The sequence below is a fragment of the Stenotrophomonas sp. STEN063 genome (genome assembly GCF_056854515.1).
Window position 1 is genome coordinate 23,356 of the sequence record NZ_JBXFWF010000027.1, and the last position, 20,025, is coordinate 43,380.

Annotated in this window: 21 protein-coding genes; 13 read left to right on the plus strand and 8 right to left on the minus strand. The window is 63.8% G+C overall.

The window, feature by feature from the left end:
• Window positions 1-249: 249 nt before the first annotated feature.
• The 3 genes from AC1VWL_RS09285 to ccmA all read right to left on the minus strand — a co-directional run bounded on the left by AC1VWL_RS09285 (window position 250) and on the right by ccmA (window position 2,333).
• Entirely contained in the window at window positions 250-882 is a 633-nt protein-coding gene (locus tag AC1VWL_RS09285) for a TetR/AcrR family transcriptional regulator (protein WP_296253207.1), read from the minus strand.
• A gap of 99 nt (window positions 883-981) precedes the next feature.
• Window positions 982-1,677, minus strand: coding sequence for a heme exporter protein CcmB (ccmB, locus tag AC1VWL_RS09290; RefSeq protein ID WP_482986473.1), 696 nt, complete (start codon window positions 1,675-1,677; stop codon window positions 982-984).
• Window positions 1,674-2,333 carry a heme ABC exporter ATP-binding protein CcmA gene (ccmA, locus tag AC1VWL_RS09295; RefSeq protein ID WP_482986474.1) on the minus strand — a complete coding sequence of 220 codons (660 nt, stop codon included), beginning with the start codon at window positions 2,331-2,333 and terminating at the stop codon, window positions 1,674-1,676. Before ccmA ends, ccmB begins: the two co-directional genes overlap by 4 nt.
• A 171-nt stretch (window positions 2,334-2,504) precedes the next feature.
• Between ccmA and AC1VWL_RS09300 the strand changes: the two genes are divergently transcribed.
• The 4 genes from AC1VWL_RS09300 to AC1VWL_RS09315 all read left to right on the plus strand — a co-directional run bounded on the left by AC1VWL_RS09300 (window position 2,505) and on the right by AC1VWL_RS09315 (window position 5,323).
• A complete protein-coding gene (locus AC1VWL_RS09300; RefSeq protein ID WP_282273094.1) occupies window positions 2,505-3,653 on the plus strand; it encodes a pyridoxal phosphate-dependent aminotransferase in 1,149 nt (382 codons plus the stop codon).
• A complete protein-coding gene (locus tag AC1VWL_RS09305) occupies window positions 3,653-3,979 on the plus strand; it encodes a hypothetical protein (RefSeq protein ID WP_482986475.1) in 327 nt (108 codons plus the stop codon). Before AC1VWL_RS09300 ends, AC1VWL_RS09305 begins: the two co-directional genes overlap by 1 nt.
• Before the next feature lie 5 nt (window positions 3,980-3,984).
• Window positions 3,985-4,800: an amidohydrolase gene (locus tag AC1VWL_RS09310; RefSeq protein WP_482986487.1), complete on the plus strand. Its 816-nt coding sequence runs from the start codon at window positions 3,985-3,987 to the stop codon at window positions 4,798-4,800.
• A gap of 91 nt (window positions 4,801-4,891) precedes the next feature.
• Window positions 4,892-5,323, plus strand: coding sequence for a peptidase associated/transthyretin-like domain-containing protein (locus AC1VWL_RS09315; RefSeq protein WP_481533065.1), 432 nt, complete (start codon window positions 4,892-4,894; stop codon window positions 5,321-5,323).
• Window positions 5,324-5,475: 152 nt separating this feature from the next.
• Here AC1VWL_RS09315 and AC1VWL_RS09320 read toward each other — a convergent pair whose 3' ends face one another.
• From AC1VWL_RS09320 to AC1VWL_RS09340, 5 genes are all read right to left on the minus strand, one after another.
• Entirely contained in the window at window positions 5,476-6,111 is a 636-nt protein-coding gene (locus AC1VWL_RS09320) for an ATPase (RefSeq protein WP_482986476.1), read from the minus strand.
• A 3-nt stretch (window positions 6,112-6,114) separates the two neighbouring features.
• Window positions 6,115-6,459 (minus strand): type II toxin-antitoxin system prevent-host-death family antitoxin, encoded by a 345-nt coding sequence (locus tag AC1VWL_RS09325; RefSeq protein ID WP_482986477.1) that lies wholly within the window; start codon window positions 6,457-6,459, stop codon window positions 6,115-6,117.
• Between the two features lie 177 nt (window positions 6,460-6,636).
• Window positions 6,637-8,268, minus strand: coding sequence for a pseudouridine synthase (locus AC1VWL_RS09330; RefSeq protein ID WP_482986478.1), 1,632 nt, complete (start codon window positions 8,266-8,268; stop codon window positions 6,637-6,639).
• On the minus strand, window positions 8,261-9,112 hold the full coding sequence (scpB, locus tag AC1VWL_RS09335; protein ID WP_481533069.1) for an SMC-Scp complex subunit ScpB: 852 nt from the start codon (window positions 9,110-9,112) through the stop codon (window positions 8,261-8,263). The genes AC1VWL_RS09330 and scpB overlap by 8 nt, the downstream gene beginning before the upstream one ends.
• A gap of 16 nt (window positions 9,113-9,128) precedes the next feature.
• On the minus strand, window positions 9,129-10,025 hold the full coding sequence (locus AC1VWL_RS09340) for a segregation and condensation protein A (protein ID WP_482986479.1): 897 nt from the start codon (window positions 10,023-10,025) through the stop codon (window positions 9,129-9,131).
• A gap of 67 nt (window positions 10,026-10,092) precedes the next feature.
• On the opposite strand from AC1VWL_RS09340, the gene AC1VWL_RS09345 reads away from it, so the two are divergent.
• The 9 genes from AC1VWL_RS09345 to AC1VWL_RS09385 all read left to right on the plus strand — a co-directional run bounded on the left by AC1VWL_RS09345 (window position 10,093) and on the right by AC1VWL_RS09385 (window position 19,897).
• Window positions 10,093-10,296: a hypothetical protein gene (locus tag AC1VWL_RS09345; protein WP_482986480.1), complete on the plus strand. Its 204-nt coding sequence runs from the start codon at window positions 10,093-10,095 to the stop codon at window positions 10,294-10,296.
• Between the two features lie 80 nt (window positions 10,297-10,376).
• Window positions 10,377-10,676 (plus strand): YciI family protein, encoded by a 300-nt coding sequence (locus AC1VWL_RS09350; protein WP_282270223.1) that lies wholly within the window; start codon window positions 10,377-10,379, stop codon window positions 10,674-10,676.
• Window positions 10,673-10,951: a BolA family protein gene (locus AC1VWL_RS09355; RefSeq protein WP_481533071.1), complete on the plus strand. Its 279-nt coding sequence runs from the start codon at window positions 10,673-10,675 to the stop codon at window positions 10,949-10,951. The genes AC1VWL_RS09350 and AC1VWL_RS09355 overlap by 4 nt, the downstream gene beginning before the upstream one ends.
• A gap of 144 nt (window positions 10,952-11,095) precedes the next feature.
• A complete protein-coding gene (locus tag AC1VWL_RS09360; protein WP_482986481.1) occupies window positions 11,096-12,115 on the plus strand; it encodes a LacI family DNA-binding transcriptional regulator in 1,020 nt (339 codons plus the stop codon).
• Between the two features lie 75 nt (window positions 12,116-12,190).
• The gene (locus AC1VWL_RS09365) at window positions 12,191-15,151 is read left to right on the plus strand and encodes a TonB-dependent receptor (protein ID WP_482986482.1); all 2,961 of its coding nucleotides are present in this window, start codon (window positions 12,191-12,193) and stop codon (window positions 15,149-15,151) included.
• Window positions 15,152-15,350: 199 nt separating this feature from the next.
• Window positions 15,351-16,883 carry a glucoamylase family protein gene (locus AC1VWL_RS09370; protein WP_482986488.1) on the plus strand — a complete coding sequence of 511 codons (1,533 nt, stop codon included), beginning with the start codon at window positions 15,351-15,353 and terminating at the stop codon, window positions 16,881-16,883.
• A 13-nt stretch (window positions 16,884-16,896) separates the two neighbouring features.
• On the plus strand, window positions 16,897-18,171 hold the full coding sequence (locus tag AC1VWL_RS09375) for a sugar ABC transporter substrate-binding protein (RefSeq protein ID WP_482986489.1): 1,275 nt from the start codon (window positions 16,897-16,899) through the stop codon (window positions 18,169-18,171).
• Complete coding sequence (locus tag AC1VWL_RS09380; RefSeq protein ID WP_481533074.1) at window positions 18,168-19,049, plus strand: carbohydrate ABC transporter permease; 882 nt, start codon at window positions 18,168-18,170, stop codon at window positions 19,047-19,049. Before AC1VWL_RS09375 ends, AC1VWL_RS09380 begins: the two co-directional genes overlap by 4 nt.
• Window positions 19,050-19,060: 11 nt before the next feature.
• Window positions 19,061-19,897, plus strand: a complete 837-nt coding sequence (locus tag AC1VWL_RS09385) for a carbohydrate ABC transporter permease (RefSeq protein ID WP_482986490.1) — start codon at window positions 19,061-19,063, stop codon at window positions 19,895-19,897.
• Window positions 19,898-20,025: the final 128 nt, after the last annotated feature.

The following is a 20,025-nucleotide window of genomic DNA, read 5'->3' on the forward strand; positions in this document are numbered from 1 at the left end:
GTCGTGGCCGACGTGCGTCAGGCTGATCCGGTGCCTGCGGCGCGCCGCTGATCAGCAGCGTCGCAGGTGGGTGCATCTACACGGCAGGGTCATGCCTCGTGTCATGCGGCTCAAGGTGCTCACGCATGCCGTATCGATTCTGTTTTGATGCTTTGCACAAAAGGGGCGGGTGAGGATCGAGTCCCGCCCGCCCATCTTCCAATTGCTGCAGGTGCGTCGTTTGCTGGCGCGAGTGAAGCCGGCTTGGCATCAGTTTCGCGGCAGCGCACCGGCCATGAACAGACGGACTGCGTCTCGCGCCTGTTGTTGTGCCTTGGGCAGGTCACTGAGGACAACGCGCCCATTGACTGAGCGCAGGACCAGGCCGCCGATCACCAGCATGTAAAAGAAATGCGCGGCTTGTTCCGGGTTCTCGATATACATGCGCCCGGCGGCGGTTTCGCGGGCGAAGTACTGGCTGAGCAACACTTCCATTGGCGCCACGCCATGGGCGTGGAACCAATCACGCAGCGCGGGTTGGTTCATGCCTTCGGAAATCACCACGCGATGGCAGGCAAGGCGTCTGGGCGAGAGAACTTCCTCGGCCATCTGGCTGGCGGCGTCCTCCAGCGCCTCGGCGGGCGGCAACGGCGATTGCAGCAAGGTGTCCAGGCTGCGGCCGAAGTCGTTGATGCTCTGCTCCATCAATGCATGGATCAGGCCTTCCTTGTCGCCAAACGCACGGTAGAGGGTGGCCATCGAGCCGCCGGCGCGTTTGACGATGTCGGACAGGCGTGCCGCCTGGTAGCCCTTTTCGTTGAAGACCTCGGTGGCGGCCGCCAGGAACTTCTCCACCCGCAGTTCGCCGCGGCGTTGCAGCTCGACCACGGGACGGGGCGGCAAGGTAGGCTTGTCTACGCTCGGAACTTCCGTGTCGGGCCGCTCAGCCATGTGCTTGGTTTGATTTGTGAAGTCAACGTCAAGAATAGCGCTGTTTTGGGCTCAGGAGTTGGCGATGCGGATTGCCGCCGCAGCAGTCAGCGGGGCAAGCACGGCACTGACCAGCAAACCGGCCGCCAACATCAGCAGCGCACCGCTGGCATCGAAGCCTTGCGCCGCGGCGGCCACCGCGCCGGCCCCGAAGACCAGCACCGGCACGTACAGAGGCAGCACCAGCAGGGCAAGCAGGATGCCGGCGCGGCGCATGCCAACGGTCAATGCGGCGACCACCGCCCCGAGCAGGCTCAGCAGGGGCGTGCCCAGTGCCAGCGCGGCGAGCAGCACCGGCAGCTGCTCACGCGGCAGGTGCATCAGTTCGGCCAACAAGGGGCTGACCAGGACCAGCGGGAAGGCCGTGGTCAACCAATGCGAGAAGACCCGCACGGCGACCAGCCAGGCCAGCGGTACCGGCGACAACAGCCATTGCTCCAGCGAACCATCCTCGGCGTCGCTGCGGAACAAGGTATCCAGCGACAGCAGGCCGGCCAGCAGGATCGACAGCCACAGCACCGCCGAGGCAACGCTCTGCAGCAACCGGGGTTCGCCACCCAGTGCCAGCGCGAACAGCGCTACCACCAGCAAGGCGAACAGGATCGGTTGCGCGGCATCGCCGCGGCGACGCCACAGCAGCTTCAGGTCGCGGGCCAGCAGGGCGCGCGCGGCAGAGAACAACGTTGGTTGCGGACCGGGCAGGCTCATGCTGCACCCTCCGGTGTTGCTGCGCTGCCCAAGGTAAGCGTCCGATTGCGGACCGGTGGTGCCGCGTAGGCACCGTGGGTGGTCACCAGCGCACCGCCGCCGCCGCGCAGATGCGCGGAGATCATCCGGTTGACCAGGTTGATGCCATCCAGGTCGAGGTTGGCGTAGGGCTCGTCCAGCAGCCAGATCGGTGCCGGTGACAACCAGATACGGGCCAGCGACAGACGTTTTTTCTGGCCGGCCGACAGTTGCCGGACCAGGGTGTCCTCGTAGCCGGCAAGGCCGACGATTGCCAGGGCATTGCCCGGCATCTGCCGCGCGCGGCGGCCTTGCAGTCCGCACAGGAAGTGCAGGTTTTCCAGGCAACCGAGGTCCTGCTTGAGCGCGGTGAGGTGGCTCAGGTAAGCGATATAGCGGGAGCGGTCGGTGCTGTTGGCGGGACGGCCGTCGATCTCGATCCTGCCGTCGTCCGGGCGTAGCAGTCCGGCCAGCACACGCAGCAAGGTGGTCTTGCCGGCGCCATTGCTTCCCTGCACCAACAGCGCTTCGCCCGCATCAACGTGCAGGTCCAGTGGCCCGAATACCGGATCGTCATTGCGGGTGAAGCGCAGGCCGCGTGCATCGAGCAGCGGCAGGGTGTTCGCGGTGTCAATCATCGGATCGGGCGCTTCCGTCCTTGGAGAGGTGGCGCAGGCAGGGCGGCGCATCGGGCCGCGCAGTATAGCGCTGACAGGGTGCTGTCCCGGGGCCTGAGGGCACGGTTTGGGAAGCCTGGCGTGCCAGCTTTGCGTACACTCGGGGTTTTCTCCCCCGGCGTGTACGTACCCATGCATCCGCAGACCAAGTTGCCCAAGGTGGGCACCACCATTTTTACCGTGATGTCGCAGCTGGCCGCCGAACATGGCGCAGTCAATCTTGGCCAGGGCTTTCCGGACTTTTCCGCCCCGCAGCGCTTGATCGACGAAACCGCGAAGGCCATGCGCGAGGGCTTGAACCAGTACGCGCCGATGACCGGCGTGGCGCCGTTGCGCCAGGCGATCGCGCAGAAGGCGCTGGATTGCTATGGCGCACAGGTCGATCCGGACAGCGAGATCACCGTCACCTCCGGCGGCACCGAGGCGATCTTCAATGCCATCCATGCCGTGGTGCGGGCCGGTGAGGAAGTCATCGTGCTGGATCCGGCCTACGACTGCTATGAGCCCGCGATCGACCTGGCCGGCGCGCGCGCTGTGCATGTGCCGCTGGACCCGCAGACCTTCGCGGTGGATTGGGACCGTGTACGCGCGGCCATCACCCCGAAGACGCGCATGTTGATGGTGAATACACCGCACAACCCATCTGGTGCGATGTTGACTGCTGACGACATGCAGGCGCTGGCCGATGTGCTGCGCGGCACCGACATCTACCTGATCTCCGATGAAGTGTACGAGCACATCATCTATGACGGTGCCCGTCATGAATCGGCACTGCGCTACCCCGAGCTGCGCGAGCGTGCGTTCGTGATCTCGAGCTTCGGCAAGACCTATCACTGCACCGGTTGGAAGATCGGCTACGCCATCGCGCCGCCGGCAATGACCGCCGAGTTCCGCAAGGTCCACCAGTACAACACCTTCACCACCTACAGCCCGGCGCAATATGGCTTTGCCGCAATGATTCGCGATGAGCCGGAGCATCACCTGGAGCTGGGCGCGTTCTACCAGGCCAAGCGTGACCGCTTCCGCGAGCAGTTGCTGGGTACGCGACTGAAGCCGCTGCCGGTGCCGGGCGGTTACTTCCAGTTGGTGGACTATTCGGCGATCAGCGACCTGCCGGACCATGAGTTCGTGCGCTGGCTGACCATCGAGAAGGGCGTTACCGCGATCCCGTTGTCGCCGTTCTACGAAACCCCGCCGGCTGGCCAGCGTCTGGTGCGGCTGTGCTTCGCCAAGAACGATGCGACGCTGGATGCGGCCATCGAGCGCCTGCGCGCGCTCTGATGTTCGAAACCACCATGGATACCGGTTTGTTCGTTTTCCTCGTGGCGTTCTGCACGTTCCTGCTTGCGGGTGTGGTGAAGGGCTATCTGTTCCTTTCCGTGGTTCAACCTGGCTTGCAGGCGCGTGGCGTGTCGGTGGATGAGGGGCGCTTGGCGTTTCGTAGCAGTTTTGGTCGCTATACCCGTGAGTATCTGGCGTTGCTTGATGATGTCGAGCGGTGCCAGCCGGTCAATCGTTGGATTGCGCGGTTGCAGTGGTGGGTGCCGGTATTGGGCGCGGCCGTGGCGACCAGTGCTGTTCTTTCTTCATGGCTTTCAGGACGATGACGACAATGCAGGACCTGCGTATTTCCCTGGTGCAGGGTGACACCCGCTGGCACGACCCGGCGGGTAACCGCGACTATTATGGTGCGCTGTTGGCGCCGCTGGCGGGCAACACCGATCTGGTGATCCTGCCGGAGACCTTCACCAGTGGTTTTTCCAACGACGCGATTGACCAGGCTGAAGACATGGACGGCCCGACCGTTGCATGGATCGCCGAACAGGCCCGCGCGTTGGGCGCGGTAGTGACCGGCAGCGTGCAGCTGCGGGTGGATGGCAGCGTCTACAACCGTCTGCTGTGGGCCACGCCCGGAGGCGAGCTGCACTACTACGACAAGCGCCACCTGTTCCGTTTTGGCGGCGAGCATAAGCGTTATGCGGCTGGCAACGAACGGCTATGCGTGGAGTGGAAGGGTTGGCGGATCAATCCGCAGATCTGCTACGACCTGCGTTTCCCGGTGTTCTGCCGCAACCGGTTTGATGTGGAGCGGGCAGGGCAGATGGATTTCGACCTGCAGATCTTCGTCGCCAACTGGCCGTCGGCGCGTGCGTATGCGTGGCAGACCCTGGCGCGTGCACGGGCGATTGAAAACCTCTGCTACGTGGCAGTGGTGAACCGCATTGGCGTGGACGGCAATGGCCTGCATTATTCCGGCGACAGCGCGGTGATCGATTTCCTCGGCCAGCCGCAGCTGGAGATCCGCGAGCGCGAGCAGGTGGTCACCACCACCATCTCGGCGCAGGCGTTGGCGGCGCATCGCGAGCGCTTCCCGGCAATGCTGGATGCCGATGCGTTTACCTTGGGCGGGCCGGTGGTGCTTCGCTGAACGCCGGCCGCGCGTCGGGTCTGCAGGCTCTTTGCAAGGCGCAGGGGGGCTGTCAGGCTCGATGCCGGTTCAATCAAGCAGAGGATGCGCGATGAAGAAGATGATGGCGATGGCTGCAGTGCTGGCGTTGGGCCTTGCCCCGGCGGCGCAGGCTGCGGGCAATATCGACTGCGAGCTGCGCTACAACCTGAGTGGTTGGTCGGCGTTCTACAAGACTTCCAGCGGCACTGGCACGATCACCTGTGAAAATGGTGCAAGCATTCCGGTAAAGATCACCGCCAAAGGCGGTGGCCTGACGGTGGGCCGCACCACCATCACTGACGGTCGCGGCAGGTTTACCGGTGCTTATGCGCTCAACGACTTGCTGGGCACCTATGCGGCGGCCGAGGTGCACGCCAGTGCCTCACGGGCGACCGATGCGCAGGCGATGACCAAGGGCGATATTTCGCTGGCGCTTGCGGGTACCGGTCGTGGCTGGAGTCTGGGGATCGGCTTCGGAAAGTTCGTGATCGAACGCCGCTGAGGCCCAGGCGAAGAATGCCAGGATGGGTTTCGGGGGCGTTCGCCCCCAGCCGCCGCTGCGGGATACCTGCTCCCGCGTACGGGAGAAGGGAGAGCTTGGAAGCGGTGCCCAGGGCCGAAGCAATGGGCTGGCCCAATGGCCTGTTTTGGGTTTCATTCTTCAGCTGCAACGGGGAAAGCCTTGAGTGCCGCCCACACCACCGGCTTGGCCCACTCCGGCACCTGTGCAAACTCGCCCTGGCTGACCGGGCAGAGAATCCGCCCCTTGTCCATTTCCAGCACAAGCAGCGGCTCGACCAGGCCGTCGTGATCGGGCGGACGGCTGTTGTCATACACGTGCAGCGTCGTCAGGTGCGGCAATAGCTCGATCAGGTTGAGGCGCGAGCTGTCGTAGCGTTGGCGGATCTTGTCTTCGGGAATATCGTGGCCGCCGGCTGCAACGCGTTCGGCCACGCGTTGCAGGTGCAGTTCGATGCTTTCCAGGCCGCAGAACCAAACCGATACCTCATGCTGTTTGCAGGCTTCGTGCAACAGCTTGGGAATGGTGTTGGCGCCGAGCGTGGTTTCGAAAGCGTAGTCACGATCGGACTGCATTGCCTCGCGCAGGCGGCGGGTGCCTTCCTGCCATGCGGCTGCGTTGGCTTCTGCCAACGGCCAATCCCGTTCCACCAGTTGCCGGGTGAAGGCGTCGGGGTTGAACCAGGTGGCGCCATCATGCGCCAGCATCATGCCCAGCAGGGAGCTTTTGCCGGCACCATTGACGCCGGCCAGTACCAGGATGCGCGCCATCGATCAGCGCGACTGGCCCGGGGTGATCTTCAGGCCGCGGCGGCCAGGGCGACCCAGGGCTCTGCTCAAGGCCGTGCCGTCATCGAGTACGGCAAGATGGGCATCGAACTCGGCCTGCAGTTGCTGGAGTGACTGCGCGCGCTGCGCTGCCGCCGACGCGCCGGACGCCTGCGCGACCAGCCGCTGGTATTCCTCGGCAGAGACCACCACCGCTTGCGGATGGTTGTGGTTGGTAACCACCACGGCCCCGCGTTTGGCGACTTTGCGCATCAGATCAGGCCAGCCTTTGGCTTTGACGTCACTGGCGGGCGTCTTTTCCAGATCCAGCAGGTTCAGTGACAGGTCCATGGCGGTTTCCGGGCTGTGTGTTCGCAAAATATACCAAATTTCCCATTTTGGGTATTTTTGCCGGGGCGCGTTCATTGACCGTTCGTTTGCGGGCCTGAAACGCAAACGCCCGGTGCAAGGTGCACCGGGCGTTTGCTTGCGGCGTTGCGCGGTGAGGCGCGTCAGCTGCGTTGTGGATCAGGCGCCGCGCGGACCGCGGTTGCCGCCGCCAGGACGGCCGCCGCCACCTGGGCGGCCTGCGCCGCCGGGGCGGTTACCACCCGGACGCGGACCGCCAGAGGGGCGACCACCCGGGCCGCCTGGGCCACGGTTGCCACCACTCGGGCGGCCGCCGGCCGGGCGTGCGCCGTAGGGGCTGTAGCCCGGGGTGGCGTGATCGGAGGGGAAGCTCGGGGCATTGCCCGGGTGACCGTACGGATGCTTGCGCTGGCCCTGGCCTGCGCCCTGGCCGCCTGCGCCCTGCGGGCGACCCTGGCCGGGGCCGCCACGGCTGGCACCCGGGGCGCCGCCCGGACGCGGTTTGCCGTAGGGGCGTGCCTGGCCATCGGCGGCCGGGCCGCGACCCGGACCACGATTGCCGCCCGGGCCGCGTGCTGCGCCGGGACCTGCATTGCGGTGGCCGCTCGGGCCGGTGCTGACACCGTCCGGCACGTACCAGGTGCGGAACGCGGCCGGGTTGCCGTCCGGCAGGCTGCGGTCGCCTGCGGGCTTGCGCTGCTTGAACGGCTTCTGCGACTGCTTGGCTGCGGCTTCGCCGCTGACCGTCAGGCCGCCCTTGTAGCCGCCGCTGTTGCCACGGCCGCGGCCGCCGCGGTCTTCGCGCACGTTGTCGAAGCGACGCAGTTCGCGGCCTTCATCGGCAGTGTTGTGGCCGTTGACGTAGGCATTGCCGCGGCCGCCATCGCGCGACACGCGCAGGGTGGTCTTGACCGCCTTGCGCTGGCCGATCACCGGCTGCAGGGTCAGTGCCGACGGGGTGCCTTCTTCTAGCTTCAGCTGGGCGCGCAGTGCGTCGACCTGCTGGGTGGTCAGTTCCACCGACTTGCCGCGCATCAGGTCGCGCGGCAGCTCGATCTTGCCGTAGCGGGTGCGCTTCAGGCGGCTGACCTGGCAGCCCTGCGATTCCCACAGGCGGCGCACTTCACGGTTGCGGCCTTCCTTGACGACCACGCGGAACCAGTCGTGCGAATCGGTGCCGCCAATGCGCTCGACTTCGTCGAACTTGGCGCCGCCGTCTTCCAGCAGCACGCCGCGGCCAAGGCGCTCGACGATTTCGTCGGAGACCTTCTCTTCGCCTTCCGGCGCACGCACACGTACCACGTACTCGCGCTCGACTTCGAACGACGGGTGCATCATCGCGTTGGCGAGTTCACCGTCGGTGGTAGCCAGCAGCAAGCCGGTGGTGTTGATGTCGAGGCGGCCGATGGCGATCCAGCGTGCGCCCTTCAACGGCGGCAGCGCTTCGAATACGGTCGGGCGGCCTTCGGGATCGTCACGGGTGGTGACTTCGCCTTCGGGCTTGTTGTAGATCAGCACGCGCGACGGGTCGGTCAGCGCGCTGGCGACGAAGCTGCGACCGTCGAGGTCGATCTTGTCGCCGCTCTTGATCGACATACCGGTTTTGGCGACTTCGCCGTTGACCTTGACCAGGCCGTCGGCGATGCGCTGCTCCAGCGCACGGCGCGAGCCGAGGCCGGCCTGGGCCAGGACCTTGTGCAGGCGCTCTTCGAGCTTGGGCTGTTGGTCGGTGTCGGCCTCGCGCTTGAGCGAGAGCTTGTTCAACGAAGATTTACGCGGGGTGTCACTCATCTGTTTGGCTCCGGCCGGCGTTTTCCGCGTCGGCCTGTGGTTCGGAATCGGCTACATCAACAGCCACGGTCGTCGTCGCGACGGCGTTGTTTTCAGTTTTTTCCACTTCCGCCGCGCGCTCTCCCGGCGCGGCGTCGGGTTCGCCGGTGAAGGCGGTGTTGGATGCAGCTGCGTTCGAATCCGGGGATCCTGGCGTAGCTGCGGGTGTGGGGTCGCTGTCGTTGGCGGCATCCAGGCCTTGCGGCGAGGCGGCACCAGCGGCAAGCGGGGCAGCTGGTTGGCCGTCGCCATCCAGCGGTAGTTGCGGTTCCAGCTCGCCGATGTCGCGCAGTTCGGACAGCGGCGGAAGTTCGTCCAGGCGTTTGAGCCCGAAGTAGTCCAGGAAGCCCTTGGTGGTGCCGAACAAGGCGGGCTTGCCAGGCACGTCACGGTGGCCGATGACCCGGATCCACTCGCGCTCTTCCAGGGCCTGGATGATGTTGCTGCTCACTGCCACGCCGCGTACCTGTTCAATCTCGCCGCGGGTGATGGGCTGCCGGTAGGCGATCAAGGCCAGGGTTTCCAGCGTGGCACGGGTGTAACGGGTCTTGCGTTCGGTCCATAGCCGCGACACCCAGCCGTGCACTTCGCTGGTGATCTGGTAGCGGTAGCCCGAGGCCACCTCCGTCAGTTCCACGCCGCGGCCCGCGCAGCCTTCGCGCAGCAGTTCCAATGCCCGTTCGATGCTGCCCGGCGGTGCCGGCTCATCTTCGGGAAACAGCCCCTGCAGTTGCGCCAAGGTGACCGGCTGGCTGGAAGCAAGCAGGGCGCCTTCGACAATGCGGTTGATCAGCGGTTGATCCATGCGTTGGGTCGGTTGCTCAGGCGGGAGTGTCAGCGTCATCGAACTCGCTGGAGAACTGCAGCGGTGCGTTGGTGTTGCCAGTGGCCAGGGACTTCACATAAATCGGGGCGAGCGGGGCTTCCTGCACGATGTCGAGCAGTTGCTCCTTGGCCAACTCCAGTACTGCAAGGAAGGTGACCAGGACGCCGAGCTTGCCTTCTTCGGCGGTGAACAGACTTTCAAAACGGTAGAACTTGTCGCCCTCCAGCAGGGCGAGCACGTCACCCATGCGCTGCCGCACACTCAGTGCCTCGCGCTTGATCGCGTGGCCGCTGAACAGCTCGGCGCGCTTGAGTACGTCATGCAGCGCCAGCAGCATTTCCTTCAATTCCACCGGCGGCGGAGTCTTGACCAGTACACGCTCTGGCACGAAGGCGTGCGCCAGGCTGGTGTCGCGGTCCTGCCGGGGCAGGCTGTCGATATCCTCGGCGGCCTGCTTGAAGCGTTCGTATTCCTGCAGACGGCGCACCAGTTCGGCGCGTGGATCTGCTTCTTCGCCTTCGATGCTGGGTGGGCGCGGCAACAGCATGCGCGACTTCACTTCAGCAAGAATCGCCGCCATCACCAGGTATTCGGCCGCCAGTTCGAAGCGCAGCTCCTGCATGACATTGATGTATTCCACGTATTGCTTGGTGATCTCGGCGACCGGGATATCCAGGATGTCCAGGTTCTGCCGGCGGATCAGGTAAAGCAGTAGATCCAGCGGGCCCTCGAAGGCGTCGAGAATGACTTCCAGTGCATCCGGTGGAATGTACAGATCCTGTGGGATCTGCAGTACCGGTTGGCCATGCACCATCGCCAGCGGCATTTCCTGCTGCTGCGGTAAGGGATGCTGCGCTGGCGGGTTCGCGTCGTGCGCGAGTTCGGAAGTCATCAGGTCGACATTCGGGGTATTGCGAACCGGACGCGCCCCAGGTTCCCGCCCGGGAGCATTCCAGCCCATGTATTACGAGCTACTCGCGCTTGTTTGGCGCGCTTCCACACATGAACAACAAGGCGCGCCGCAGGATCAGCGGCAACGTCATTACGAGGAGGTCGTCTACGCGGTCCGGGAAGTGATGCGCTCCAGTGGTTGGGTGGCGGGCCTGGCCCGCTACCGCACCGGGCGGCTACTGGCCGGCTGCGTGCAATGGACTAAAGAGTAATCGCCCGGGCAGGGCGGTGTCCAGCCTTGTGACGCTAGACTTGGCATCCTTCCATTCAGCAGACAAGCGGAGAAAGGCCAGTGTGGTACGTAATCGAGGGCTATGACGGAGAGGATGTGCTGGCGGCGCGGTTGCAGGCGCGGGCGGCACACCTGGCGCGGTTGCAGACATTGCTTGACCAGGGGCGACTGCTTTTGGCCGGTCCCTGTCCTGCAATTGACGCGGAAGACCCGGGTCCGGCTGGTTTCAGTGGCAGCGTGGTGATTGCCAGCTTTGAAGACCTTTCCGCCGCAAGGGCCTGGGCCGATGCCGACCCGTATGTGGCTGCTGGTGTCTACACCCGTGTGGACGTGCGTCCATTCCGCAAGGTGCTGCCATGAGCCGGGTCGAGCGGATCCAGGCGGCCCTGCAGGCCGCTTTTGCGCCGCTGCAGCTGGAAGTGAAGGACGATAGCCACCGTCATGCCGGCCATGCCGGGGCCAGCGATGGACGTGGTCATTTCAAGGTCATGGTGGTCAGTGAGGCCTTCGCCGGCAAGGCGCCGCTCGCCAGGCATCGTGCGGTGTATGCCGCACTCGGCGAGATGATGGAGACGGATATCCACGCGTTGTCGATCAAGGCGTTGACGCCGCAGGAGCTGGGCGGGGCTGGCTGAAGGGAATGGGTCATTGCAGGGTTCCCGTGGAAGTGGTCGGGACAGATGTTGTCCAGGCGGGCCAAGTTCAGCTAACGAACTGTTTACAAATGCGTTTGAAAACGTTTACAGTCCGCCCGACCCTGTACTGCGGTGGGTAGGCCAGTGGCGAAGTCGGCAATAACGATCAAGGATGTTGCCCGTGAGGCGAATGTCTCCGTCGCAACCGTGTCACGTGCCCTCAATGGCCATGACAATGTCGCCGCGCCGGTCCGCAAGCTGGTGCTGGAAGTGGCCAGCCGGCTGCGCTACACCCCGCACGCTGCGGCCCGCAGCCTGAGCAGCCGCAGTACCCAGACAGTCGGTGTGGTACTTCCCGACCTGTACGGTGAGTTTTTTTCCGAGCTGATGCGCGGCATCGACGGTGTGGCCAGCGCCCATCGCCGGCATCTGTTGGTGTCCAGCTATCACGGCGACCAGCAACAGCAAGGTTCGGTGCTGCAGGCCATGCGCGGGCGCGTTGACGGCTTGCTGGTCCTTTCGCCTTACGCAGGTGACTCCGATTTCCTGGTCGACAACCTGCCGCCAGCGTTGCCAACGGTCTTGATCAACACGCCGTTGGCCAATGCGCAGTACCCGCTCTTCAGCATCGATGACCATGCCGGTGCGCTGAGCATGACCCGACATCTGCTTGAAGGCGGGCATCGCCGCATCGCCTTCATCTGCGGGCCGGCGCACAACCATGATGCGCAGCAGCGCCTGCTCGGTTTCCGTGAGGCGATGGCGGCGTTCGATGGCGAGGTGGAAGCTATCGAGCTGCCTGGCAATTTCGATGAAGCCTCCGGTCATCAGGCCGGATTGGCATTATTGGCAGGCGCTGCACTTCCTGATGCGGTGTTTGCCGCCAACGACATGATGGCCCTGGGGTGCCTGTACGCGTTCTCGCAGGCGGGCATGAAAGTGCCTGCGCAAGTGGCGCTGGCCGGCTTTGATGACATTCCCTTGGCGCGCTTTGTTCACCCTGCTTTGACAACGATGCAGGTCAGCATCGCCGAGTTGGGCGAGCGGGCGATGCTGCAGTTGGTGCAGATGATCGATAGCGGGCAGGCGCAGGCAGCGCCGGCCGTAACCCTGGTCCCAGCCTTGGTCGTACGCGACTCTACTGCCGCGCGCGACCTCCCTTGACCCGGCGATAGACCGGGATGGTTCCCCACAAAACGTTCCTCGCGGCCCATGCCGCCGCTTCGGGAGAGGTAAAGAATGAACAACAATGCTCGGAAATCCACCCCCACACGCAAGCTGCTCAGCAGCGCGCTGACTGCATGCCTGCTGCTGGGCGTAACACCCGCATTCGCGCAGAGCACCAGTGCGACCATCCGCGGCCAGGTGATGGCTGACTCGGCCCCCGCCGCGCAGGCGCAGATCACCGCCACCAATACCGCCACTGGTTTGAGCCGCAGCGTGCAGAGCAGCGGCAATGGCAGCTACTCGTTGGCTGGCTTGCCGCCGGGCACCTACAAGATCGACGTCAATGCCGGCGGCAAGACCAGCAGCCAGAACATCACCGTGCAGGTCGGCCAGACCGCGACAGTGAATCTGGGCGTTGGTGGTGTGGCTGAAACCGGCGGTGGCTCGGCAACCACGCTGGACGCGGTGCAGGTCACCGCGCAGGCGCCGATCGAGACCAAGACCTCGGAAATCGCCACCTACATCACGCCGCAGCAGATCCAGGCGCTGCCGCAGGGCACGCGTAACTTCCTGGCATTCGCCGACACCGTGCCGGGCATGGCGTTCGAGCAGAATCCGGCCAACGGCTCGACCAAGCTGCGTGGCGGCGTGCAGAGCGCCAACAACGTCAACGTTTACATCGATGGCGTGGGGCAGAAGAACTACGTCACCCAGGGCGGCATCACCGGCCAGGATGCCAGCCGCGGCAATCCCTTCCCGCAGTTGGCCATCGGCGAGTACAAGGTCATCACCTCGAACTACAAGGCCGAGTACGACCAGATCAGCTCGGCCGCGGTGACGGCGGTGACCAAGTCCGGCACCAATGAGTTCAAGGGCTCGTTCTTCTGGGATTACACCAACCAGGATTGGCGCGAACCGCGTGAGAGCGAGAAGAACGGCGTCGGCAAGACCCGTTCCGGTGAGAAGCAGTACGGCGCCAGCTTCGGCGGCCCCATCGTGCAGGACAAGGCCCACTTCTTCGTCACCTATGAAGGCAAGGAATACAACGCGCCGCAGGACCTGAAGCCGGGCGAAGGTCGCACGGCCAGCGATCTGCCGCAGGCCTGGCGCGACCAGCTCGGTGCCACTGCAACGCCATTCAAGGAAGACCTGTACTTCGGCAAGTTGGACTGGTCGGTGAATGATGCCAACCTGCTTGAGTTCACCTACAAGCGCCGTGAGGAAAGCGAGATCGGCAATGTCGGTGGGCAGAGCGCAAGCAGCTACGGCACCGATACCGGTGTGACCGAAGATCGTTACGACTTGCGCTGGCAGTACTCCAGCACCAACTGGCTCAGCGATTCGCACCTGACCTACGAAAAAGCGTTCTGGACCAAGGCGCCAGTGAATTTCGGCAACGGTGCCGTGCTGACCGATGGCAGTGGTGATGATGGCAAGCAGATCTACCGCATCGGTGCCGGCGATGGCGGCCTGCAAGACAAGGGCCAGAAGGGTTGGTCGTTCCAGAACGACACCACCTTCTTCGGTTGGGAAGGGCATACGCTCAAGTTTGGTGTGAAGTACAAGCAGGTTGATCTCGATACCATCGAGCAGCAGCCCTACAACCCGCAGTTCTATTACGACATCAACCAGGGCGGCGTCGTTCCGTACTTCGTGCGCTTCGGCAGCCCGGCTGGCGGCACTGATGGCGGTTCGGTCACCTCCAAGAACAAGCAGTTCGGCATCTACATCCAGGATGACTGGGATGTCACCGAACGCCTGACCTTGAACCTTGGCTTGCGCTGGGACTACGAGAAGACCCCGTCGTACCTGGACTTCGCCACCGCGCCGGATGTGCTGGCGTCGCTGGCCAGCCAGGACCCCAACGCCGTGGCCGGGCAGACCTATGCGCAGACGCTGGCGCTGGGCGGCATCGACGTCAACCGCTACATCAGCACCGGCAACAACCGCAAGCCGTTCAAGAATGCCATCCAGCCGCGTCTTGGTTTCTCCTATGACCTGAGTGGTGATGAACGCTTGGTGCTGTTCGGCGGCGTCGGTCGTTCCTATGATCGCAACCTGTTCGACTACCTGCAGCTGGAACGCAGCAAGGCGACCTTCCCGACCCGTCGCTTCAAGATCAACTCGCCGGGCCATGCCTGCGTGGTTGGCGGTGACTGCCTTGAGTGGAGCCCGCAGCTGCTTGATCGCGACTACCTGATGTCGCTGATCGATTCGACCGAGGCCGGTCGCGAAGTGTGGATGTTCGACAACAAGTTGAAGACTCCGTACTCCGACCAGTTCAGCCTGGGCATCCGCAGCAGCTTCAACCTGATCGGCCAGGACTGGAACAGCTCCGCCACCATCCAGCACACCCGTTACAAGGATGGCCTGCTGATCTCGCGTGGCAACCGCTATGCCGATGGTGGTGTTTTCGCTCCCAACGGCAGCCCGTGGAATGCGCCGGGCCTGCCGGGCCTTGGTTCGCTGATCGTGGCGACCAACGGTTTCGAATCGAAGAACACCGCATTGCTGCTGAGCCTGGACAAGCCGTATACGGCTGAAAGTCCGTGGAACATCAACCTTGCCTACACCTATACCGACGCCAAGCAGAACATCCACGAAAAGGATCCGGTCTACGGCTGGTACTTCCAGCAGGGTGGCTGGTTCGACGGCGCCTGGGCGCCGAAGCATCGCCTGGTTGTCAGCGGCTTCACCGATCTGCCGTGGGGCATGAGTGCGTCCGGCAAGCTGACCCTGGCCAGCAAGATCAAACGCTGGGACATCGACGGAACCGCTGCCTACGGCGGCTACGAGCGCCCGCACAGCTGGGAGCCAAGCGGCAGCTTGGGCTTCAAGCAGTTCGACATGTCGTTGACCAAGACCTGGGATACCGGCACCGACCTGAAGCTGAAGGTGCGCGCCGACGTGCTCAATGCCTTCAACTGGACCAATTGGGGCGGCTACGGCATCAACTGGGACACCGGCGCCATCAATAGTTGGGACCAGTACACCACCCGTACCTTCAAGCTGTCGTTCGGTCTGGACTGGTAAGCGGCACCGTCCCGGCCGATGCACCTTCGGCCGGGACGTTTCCCATATGCAGTACGCCTTCGCCACGTGAATGTGGTGCTATGTTTTCAAGATGGATGTCGCCTTGAGCAAGTCACGTACCTCGCAATTGTTGGCCTGTGTTCTCGCCGGTATGGGGCTGGCGTTGTTGGGAGGCTGTGGCAAGGCGCCGGAGCCGCCGATGCCGAAGGTCTTGCCGCAGGTGATCCTGATCGAGGCGGACCTGCCGCCGCGGCCGATGAAGCCGGAACTGCCGCCGTTGTTCGACGACATCGAGCGCCGCACTTTCCAGTTCTTCTGGGATACGACCAACGAACAGAACGGGCTGACGCCTGATCGTTATCCGTCGCGGCCGTTCGCCAGCATCGCTTCGGTGGGTTTCGCACTGACCTCCTACCCGATCGGCATTGAGAACGGCTGGGTCAGTCGCAACCAGGCGGTGGAACGCACCCTGGTCACGCTGAAGTTCTTCCGTGACCTGCCCAGCGGCCCGCAACGCACCGGCAAGGGCGGCTACAAGGGTTTCTACTACCACTTCCTCGACATGCAGCAGGGCCGCCGCTATGACAGCTGGGTGGAACTCTCCAGCGTGGATACTGCGCTGTTGTTGATGGGCGTGCTGTTTGCACAGAGTTATTACGACCAGGACGATCCGCGCGAGAAGGAGATCCGGCAGATTGCCGACACGATCTACAAGCGCACGGACTGGCAGTGGCTGCAACGCAACAAGCCGCTGGTGTCGATGGGCTGGTTCCCGGAGAGCGGCTTCATCCAGCACGATTGGATGGGCTACAACGAAGCGATGATGCTCTACATCCTGGCCCTGGGGTCGCCGACGCATCCGGTCGAGCCCGATGCGTGGACGGTGTGGACGCGTACCTATGACAACGATTGGGGTGTGTACCAAGGGCAGGAATACCTGTCGTTCGGGCCCTTGTTCGGCCACCAGTACAGCCATGTCTGGATCGACTTCCGCGATATCCAGGACCCGTACATGCGCGAGCGTGGCATCGACTATTTCCTCAATAGCCGTCGCGCTACCCTGGCCCAGCGCGAGTATGCGATTGAGAACCCGATGCAGTGGAAGGATTACAGCGCCAATGTCTGGGGTTTGACCGCAGGCGACGGCCCGCAGAACACCACCCAGGATTACAAGGGTGAGCAGCGCCAGTTCCGCCACTACTCGGCGCGCGGCGCCGGCCTGCGCGAGAACTTCGACGACGGCACCATCGTGCCATCGGCGGCGATCTCCTCGTTGCCGTTCGCGCCGGAAGTGGTGATCCCGGCAACGGTGGAAATGCACAAGCGCTACGGCGACTACCTGTACTCCAGCTATGGCTTCCTGGATTCCTTCAACCCCAGCTTCGGCTACGACATTCCGCTCAAGACCGGGCGTCTGATTCCGGAGCGCGGCTGGGTGGCCAGCGATTACATCGCAATCGATCAGGGCCCGATCCTCGCCGGCATCGCCAACTACCGCGATGAGTTCGTGTGGGAGGTAATGAAAAAGAGCCCCTACATCCGCAAGGGATTGGAGCGGGCGGGATTCACTGGCGGTTGGTTGGCACCGGAAGACAGCTTCCAGCCACTGCAGAAGGACGAACAGGCAGCATCGGCGCGGGCCGCAGGGATTGCCGAGTCGCGCGCCGCGGCAGCGGCCGGGCAGAAAGCAGCCAGTGAGCAGCCGGCAGCGCCTGCGGTCAAGAAGCAGTGATGTGCGACCAATGATCCGCGCGCTGGCCATCGTGTTGTTGATGCTGCTCGCAGGCTGTGCCAAGCCCGAGCAGGGCACCACCTTGCGGTTCTGGGCGATGGGCCGCGAGGCCGAGGTGGTCGGTGAGCTGGTGCGCGAGTTCGAGGCGGAGAACCCGGGCATTCGTGTCGATGTACAGAACATTCCGTGGACCGCAGCGCACGAGAAGTTGTTGACGGCGTATGCGGCTGACGGACTTCCCGATGTCTGCCAGCTGGGCAATACCTGGATCGCCGAATTCGCGACCTTGCAATCACTGACGCCGCTGCAGCCACTGGTCGATACGTCCACCGTCATCGATCAGTCCGACTACTTCGCCGGTATCTGGGATACCAATGTCGTCGATGGTCAGCTGGTCGGTATCCCGTGGTACGTGGACACGCGCCTGCTGTTCTATCGCAAGGACCTGCTGCGCCAGGCCGGCTACGCGCAGCCGCCGAAGACCTGGGCTGAATGGGAGCAGATGAACGCAGCGTTGAAGAAGGTCATGGGCGCGCGTGGCTACCCGGTGCTGATGCCCTTGAACGAGTTCGAGCCGCAGTTGTCGTTCGCGCTGCAGCAGGAGGATTCCCTGCTGCGCGATGGTGATACCCGCGGCAATTTCCGCAGCCCCGGTTTCCGCCGCACGCTGGCCTTCTACGACAACATGTTCGAGCAGGGCTGGGCGCCGAAGATGTCCGAGACCCAGATATCCAATGTCTGGGATGAATTCTTCCGCGGCTTCACCGCGTTCTACCTGTCGGGCCCGTGGAACATCCGCGAGTTCCGCCAGCGCCAGCCACCTGGCCTGGAAGGCGAATGGGGCGCCACGCCTTTGCCCGGTCCGGACGGGCTTGGTGCGGGCATTGCCGGTGGCACCAGCCTGGTGGTGTTCCGGTCCTCGCAGAAGAAAGAGGCAGCGTGGAAGCTGATCGAGTTCCTGTCGCGGCCGGCGATCCAGCAGCGCTTCTACAAGATCATTGGTGACCTGCCACCGCGCCGCAGCGCCTGGCAGTCGCCGGAGTTGCAGCACGATCCTTTGACAGACGCGTTTGCCGACCAGCTGGAACGCGTCAAACCCACGCCCAAGGTGTTGGAGTGGGAGCGTATTGCACAGCAGATGCGGGTGGTGACCGAGCAGGTGGTGCGTGGCGGCCTGCCGCAGGACAAGGCGGTCGAGCAACTGGACCAGCAAGTGGATGACATCCTCGCCAAGCGCCGTTGGATCGTCGAGCAGCCGGCCGGCGCAGCTGCGAAGGCGGCGCCATGAAGCGCGGCTCACTGGCTGGTTGGGTCTTTGCCGCACCGGCGCTGATCGTGATCGGCGTGTTCTTTGGTCTGCCTGTGTTGTCGGCGCTGGCCTTGAGCCTGACCGACTTCGATCTCTACGCCTTGGCCGACCCGCACAACCTGCGCTTCAACGGACTGGGCAACTACATCGACCTGCTGCAGACACCGATGTTCTGGAAGTCACTGGGCAATACCGCGTACTTCGTGGTCGCCGGGGTCCCCTTGTCGATCGCTGTTTCGCTGGGGGCGGCGTTGTTGCTCAACGCCCCGGCCGCGCGTTTCAAGGCGCTGTTCCGCACCGCCTTGTTCGCGCCGGTGGTGACCACGCTGGTGGCGGTGGCGGTGATCTGGCGTTATCTGTTCCACACCCGCTACGGGCTGGTGAACTGGGGACTGGGGCAGGTCGGCATCAATCCGATCGACTGGCTGGGTGACCCGAACTGGGCAATGCCGACCATCATCGGCTTCGCGGTGTGGAAGAACTTCGGCTACAACATGGTGATCTTCCTGGCCGGCCTGCAGGCAATCCCCAAGGACCTGTACGAGGCGGCGCGCATAGACGGCGCCTCGCGCTGGCAGCAGTTCCTGCATATCACCTTGCCGATGCTGGGGCCGGTGCTGCTGGTGGTCGGTGTGATCACCGTGTCCGGTTACTTCCAGTTGTTCGCCGAGCCCTATGTGATGACCCGCGGTGATCCGCTGCAAAGTACCGTGAGCGTGCTCTATTTCATGTTCGAGGAAGGCTTCAAGTGGTGGAACCTGGGGCGCGCCTCGGCCGTGGCCTTCCTGTTGTTCCTGATCATCCTGGCGGTGACCACGTTGATGTTGCGCTTCGGCAAGCGCAGGGAGCTGGTATGAGCCAGGCCGGTATGAGCCGCGAAATCGGTCAGTCGCGTTGGCATGCGTGGTGGGTGAATGGTGGCTTGTTGCTGTTGGCCGTGATCAGCCTGGCGCCGTTGGCGTGGATGTTGTCGGTGTCATTCATGCCCAGCGGGCAGGCATCGCAGTTCCCGCCGCCGTTGCTGCCGGCGCACACCACGGTGGCCAACTACCAAGCCTTGTTCGCCCGCACCGGCATGGGCAACAACTTCGTCAACAGCTTGCTGGTGTCGGTTGCAATCACCCTGGGGTCGTTGTTGTTCAACACCCTGGCTGGCTATGCTTTTGCCAAGCTGCGCTTTGCCGGCCGCGAGCGGCTGTTCCAGATGCTGCTGGCTGCATTGGTGATCCCGGCGCAGGTGGCGATGCTGCCGCTGTTCCTGCTGATGAAGCAGATGGGCTTGGTGAACACCTTCGGTGGCGTGGTGATTCCAGCCTTGGCCAGCGTGTTCGGCATCTTCCTGGTGCGCCAGTACGCGCGCTCGATTCCCGATGAACTGCTGGAAGCGGCGCGCATCGACGGCGCCAGTGAGGAACGGATCTTCTTCCAGATCGTGCTGCCCATGCTCAAACCGGTGCTGGTGACTCTGGCGATCTTCACCTTCATGGGGGCATGGAACGATTTCATGTGGCCCTTGATCGTGTTGACCGACCAGGAGCACTACACCTTGCCGGTGGCGCTGGCCAGCCTGTCGCGCGAGCACATCATGGATGTGGAAATGATGATGGCCGGCGCGGTGGTGACGGTGCTTCCGGTGCTGTTGTTGTTCCTGGTGTTGCAGCGCTACTACATCCAGGGCCTGCTGCTGGGCAGCGTCAAGGGCTGACGCGCCGCGGCCCGCAAGCAGGCTGTGGCGCTGCACTTCCAAACGAAACAAACCGCCGCGGATGGCGTTGAACTTTGCGAAAATCCAGCAGGTTTTGCTGGTGGTAAATCGGGACTTTGCTGATGAAT